General features: G+C 52.2%; 5 protein-coding genes. 4 read left to right on the top strand and 1 reads right to left on the bottom strand.

What is annotated here, in order from left to right:
- The first annotated feature begins 191 nt into the window (after nt 1-191).
- The 4 genes from ACY2VT_RS14095 (at nt 192) to ACY2VT_RS14110 (ending at nt 4,662) form a co-directional block, all read left to right on the top strand.
- Complete coding sequence (locus tag ACY2VT_RS14095) at nt 192-809, top strand: DUF5662 family protein (RefSeq protein ID WP_461880320.1); 618 nt, start codon at nt 192-194, stop codon at nt 807-809.
- A 384-nt stretch (nt 810-1,193) separates the two neighbouring features.
- A complete protein-coding gene (locus tag ACY2VT_RS14100) occupies nt 1,194-2,312 on the top strand; it encodes a substrate-binding domain-containing protein (protein WP_461880318.1) in 1,119 nt (372 codons plus the stop codon).
- A gap of 35 nt (nt 2,313-2,347) precedes the next feature.
- On the top strand, nt 2,348-3,940 hold the full coding sequence (locus tag ACY2VT_RS14105; protein ID WP_461880321.1) for a xylulokinase: 1,593 nt from the start codon (nt 2,348-2,350) through the stop codon (nt 3,938-3,940).
- Nucleotides 3,941-3,966: 26 nt separating this feature from the next.
- Complete coding sequence (locus tag ACY2VT_RS14110) at nt 3,967-4,662, top strand: L-ribulose-5-phosphate 4-epimerase (RefSeq protein WP_022461490.1); 696 nt, start codon at nt 3,967-3,969, stop codon at nt 4,660-4,662.
- A 23-nt stretch (nt 4,663-4,685) separates the two neighbouring features.
- Here ACY2VT_RS14110 and ACY2VT_RS14115 read toward each other — a convergent pair.
- Nucleotides 4,686-4,907, bottom strand: a 222-nt coding sequence (locus ACY2VT_RS14115; RefSeq protein WP_461880319.1) for a hypothetical protein, incomplete at its 5' end; no start/stop codon positions are given.

Raw genomic sequence — 4,907 nt, forward strand, 5'->3', positions numbered from 1 at the left:
GAAGTCCCCCGCTTCTAAAGCGGTGGGATGAATTGTTAAAAGAAACATAACGGCAGTGGCGGGCGGAGAGAAATCGGTATCCTCCACTGGCATGAGGCAAGTCACAGTCGAACTATTTTCGACATGTCAGACTCCGTGAAAGTACCGACTGTGAGTTGAAACAACAGGAAAGCAGGAGAAGAGACAGAATGATGAAAGCATGGCAGCACTTTAAAACCATTACCACACACAAAATGTGGGTCATGCGGTACTGCTTCAAAATAGGACTGTACTGGCAGGGCCTGACCCACGACCTCTCGAAATATTCCCCGACCGAATTTTGCGTCGGAATGAAATACTACCAGGGAGACCGAAGTCCAAACAACGCCGAGCGCGAAGACACCGGTATGTCAAAATCCTGGATGCACCACAAAGGGCGCAACAAACATCATTTTGAATACTGGATTGATTACGGCATCGACTGTGACACCATCATCAAAGGTGTCCCAATGCCGCGCCGTTACGTTGCCGAAATGATCATGGACCGCATCAGCGCCTCCCGCGTCTACCTCGGAGACGCGTATACCGACCAGGCGCCGTACCAGTATCTCAAAAAAGGAATCGGGCACCTCTGGTTCGTCCACCCGGAGACCCTCTCGCAGCTCGAATTTCTGCTGCGCATGCTTTCGGAACGCGGTGAGGACGATACCCTCTACTACATCCGCCACCACTTCCTCAAAGGAGATCCCGTCCCGCGGATGCACCGGCCGCAAGAGTGTACCGTCTATGAAGAGGCTATCCGTAAGAAAGTGTCCTCGTCTACTCATTAAGGTATTGGGCCCACCCGCCCGCCCATTTACTTTATTGGTGAACCAAGGGAAGCCACCGCAGGGCCGCTTCCCTCTACTTACGGGACCAAAATCAGCTCAGGAGCATCGGGTGTCCGGGGCGTGGCATTTGCAGGAGGCGTAGGAACTCTTAGGGCGTGGAAATTTGCGTTATTCCCCCAAATCAAACTGTCTGAGCGTATGCGAGTTTTTGATTTGGGGGAATGCTTTTAGCAAATTTTCACACCCTTAGAGTTCCTAGCCTCCGAAACAGCCACGCCTCGGATACCCGATGCTCCTGAGCGTCCCCTCCCCACAAAAATACAACTTGTCACAACAACCGTACAAGTTGTATTATGAATTCCAGAAAGGGGAATCACCAATCACATGGAACCAACCACCGGCAAAGCCAAATACTACACCCTGATGGAAGCCCTAAAAGAGCAGATCCTCTCCGGAACCATAAAACCCGGCCAGAAGCTTCCATCCGAAAACGAACTGACCAAAGAATACGCCCTCTCACGCCACACCGTCCGAAAGGCCCTCGCCCTTCTCGAAAACGAAGGCTACATCACCGCCCGGCACGGCAAAGGAACCTTCTGCTCCGAGCGCGTAATCCAGCGTCATAACTCCAAAAACATCGCCGTCACCACCACCTACCTGTCCGACTACATCTTCCCCCGCCTCATCCAGGGAATGGATCGAGTGCTGAGCGAAAACGGCTACAGCATTATCTTAAAAAACACCTGCAACAGCCGCTCCAAAGAAGAAAAAGTCTTAAAAGAACTCCTCGACAAGCCCATCGACGGCCTCATCATCGAGCCGAGCAAAAGCCAGATCCTCTGCCGCCACATCAACTTGTACGAAATGCTGGACAAGTACCAGATCCCGTACGTGTTCATCCAGGGCTGCTACCCCCAGATGGCAGACAAGCCCTGCATCCTGATGGATGACTGCAAAGGCGGCTACCTGCTGACCCGGCACCTTTTAGAGACCGGCCGACGAAACATCATCGGCATCTTCAAGGCCGACGACAGCCAGGGCGCCCAGCGCCATAAAGGCTACGTGCAGGCGCTGCAGGAAAGCGGAATCCCGTATGATCCCGAAAACGTCATCTGGTTTCACACCGAGGACCGGAAAACCAAACCGTCCCTGATGCTTTCCATGCTGCTCGACAGCAAAAAGTCCGTCGATGCCGCCGTCTGCTACAACGACCAGATCGCGCTCGCCGTCATCTCCATGCTGGAAGAAAAGGGAATCTCCGTGCCGGAAGACATCGCCGTCACCGGATACGACAACTCGCTGATCGGCCAGAGCAGTCCGATCGGGATCACGACCATTGCCCATCCGCAGGAAAAACTCGGTGAGATGGCAGCAGAGCTCATTCTCGAAAAAATCAGAAAAGTCCCGGAAGAAGATAGCAGCGTCAAACGCCTGATTTCCCCGGAACTCATCGTAAGAGAATCCACCGCAGGAAAAAATCTGTCAACAGAGACAAAAAAATAGAAAAGAACCCAAGGGAGGAAAAACAAACAATGGGAATGGATGCAAAAACAGCAATCCTCGAACAGAGAACAGCACTTGGTATTGAGTTCGGCTCAACCAGAATCAAAGCCGTCCTGATCGGCGCAGACAACGCCCCGGTCGCATCCGGAGATCACGAGTGGGAAAACCGTTACGACAACGGCGTGTGGACCTACACCATCGAGGACATCTGGACGGGCCTGCAGGATGCCTATACCAAAATGGCAGCTGATGTCAAAGAAAAATACGACATCACCCTGACCCGCGTCGGAGCCATCGGCTTCAGTGCCATGATGCACGGCTATATGGCATTTGACAAAGCAGGAAACCTCCTCGTGCCGTTCCGCACCTGGAGAAACAATATCACAGAAGAAGCAAGCGAGAAGCTGACCGATCTTTTCGGATTCCACATCCCGCAGAGATGGACTATCGCCCATCTGTATCAGGCAATCTTAAACGGTGAGCCGCATGTGGCAGATATCGACTACGTGACAACCCTTGCCGGATACATTCAGTGGAAAATGACCGGCGAGCGTGTCGTTGGTGTCGGCGAGGCATCTGGAATCTTTCCAATCGATTCTGAAACCAACACTTACTTTGCCGATAGGATCGCCAAATTTGACGAGGCAGTCGCAGACAAAGCATATTCATGGAAAGCACTCGATGTTCTGCCGCACGTTCTGACCGCAGGTGACAATGCCGGTGTTCTGACGAAAGAAGGTGCCGCACTTCTCGACGTGTCCGGAAATCTGGAAGCAGGCATTCCGCTCTGCCCGCCGGAGGGAGATGCCGGAACAGGTATGGCAGCAACAAACAGCGTCCGCGTCAGAACCGGAAACGTGTCTGCCGGAACTTCCGTTTTTGCTATGATCGTTCTGGAGAAGAACCTCTCCAAAGTATACCCGGAGATCGATATGGTAACAACCCCGTCCGGTCATCCGGTTGCCATGGTGCACTGCCAGAACTGTACTTCTGATCTGAATGCATGGGTCAATCTCTTCCGTGAATTTGCGCAGACCTTCGGCATGGAAATCAGCACGAATGATCTGTTCGGCAAGCTGTACAACAAAGCCCTGGAGGGCGACGCAGACTGCGGCGGACTCCTTGCCTACAACTACTTCTCCGGCGAGCACGTAACCGGCTTCAACGAGGGCCGTCCTGTCTTCGCACGTACTCCGGATGCGAAATTCAATCTGGCAAACTTTATGCGAGTCAACCTGTTTACTTCCCTTGGCGCCCTGAAAGTCGGCCTTGATATCCTGATGAAAGAGGAGCATGTGCAGGTCGACCAGATTCTCGGCCACGGCGGTCTCTTCAAGACAAAAGGTGTCGGCCAGAAGATCCTCGCAGGTGCCATCGACGCACCGGTTTCCGTCATGGAGACAGCAGGAGAGGGCGGAGCCTGGGGCATCGCACTGCTGGCTTCTTATATGATCAACAAAGAAGAGAATGAAACACTCGAGGATTACCTCGATGCAAAAGTTTTCGCCGGAAATGCCGGAACCAGGATGGATCCGGATCTGGCAGACGTCGCTGGATTTGAAGTATTCACCGAGCGCTACAAAAAAGGCCTGCCGATTGAGCGCGCAGCAGTAGAATCTTTAAAATAGTGGTGTGAGACAGAAAGGACAACACAATGTTAGAAGAACTGAAAAAACGAGTATACGAAGCCAACATGCTTCTTCCAAAATACGGACTGGTTACCTTTACCTGGGGAAATGTCAGCGAGATTGACCGGGAAAGCGGTCTGTTCGTCATCAAACCAAGCGGCGTGGATTACGACCTGCTGACACCGGACGATATGGTTGTCATGGATCTGAACGGAAACAAAGTAGAAGGACGCTACCGTCCGTCTTCTGACACCCCGACCCATCTGGAGCTGTACAAAGCATTTCCGGAGATCGGCGGCATTGTTCACACCCATTCCTCCTATGCGACAAGCTGGGCACAGGCGGGAAGAAGCATTCCGTGCTACGGAACAACCCATGCAGACTACATCTACGGTGAAGTACCGTGCCTGCGCTGCCTGACAAAAGAAGAGATTGACGAGGCATACGAGGAAAACACCGGCCATCTGATCGTCAATGAGTTCAAACGGATGGGAAAAGATGTAAAAGCCGTTCCGGCTGTTCTCTGCAAGAACCACGGACCGTTCACCTGGGGCAAAGATGCGCATGAGGCTGTTCACAATGCTGTTGTCCTCGAAGAGGTTGCCAAAATGGCATACCGTGCCGAGACCATCAACCCGAGAATCCAGCCGGCACCGCAGGAGCTGCAGGATAAGCACTATTACCGCAAGCATGGCGCAAATGCTTATTACGGACAGAACTAAAAAGTAAGAAGATAAGAAAAGTGTCATCCACAAACTGCAGGGCACACAGTCCGCATGTGGATGGCACTTTTTTCGATAAAAACATTTTTTTGATAGAAATCTGCTTTTATAGCAAGACCCGAAAATAATGCAAAAAAGGCAGTGCTGCAGAGCGCGAATTGCAAGGAACAGATTTGAAGGCGTACCGGGGTACGACGAAAATCTGTGACGCAGTAATTCACGCTCTGCGGTGCTGAATTTTTTGC

This window comes from Fusicatenibacter sp. (genome assembly GCF_050872605.1).
Taxonomy (GTDB): domain Bacteria; phylum Bacillota; class Clostridia; order Lachnospirales; family Lachnospiraceae; genus Fusicatenibacter.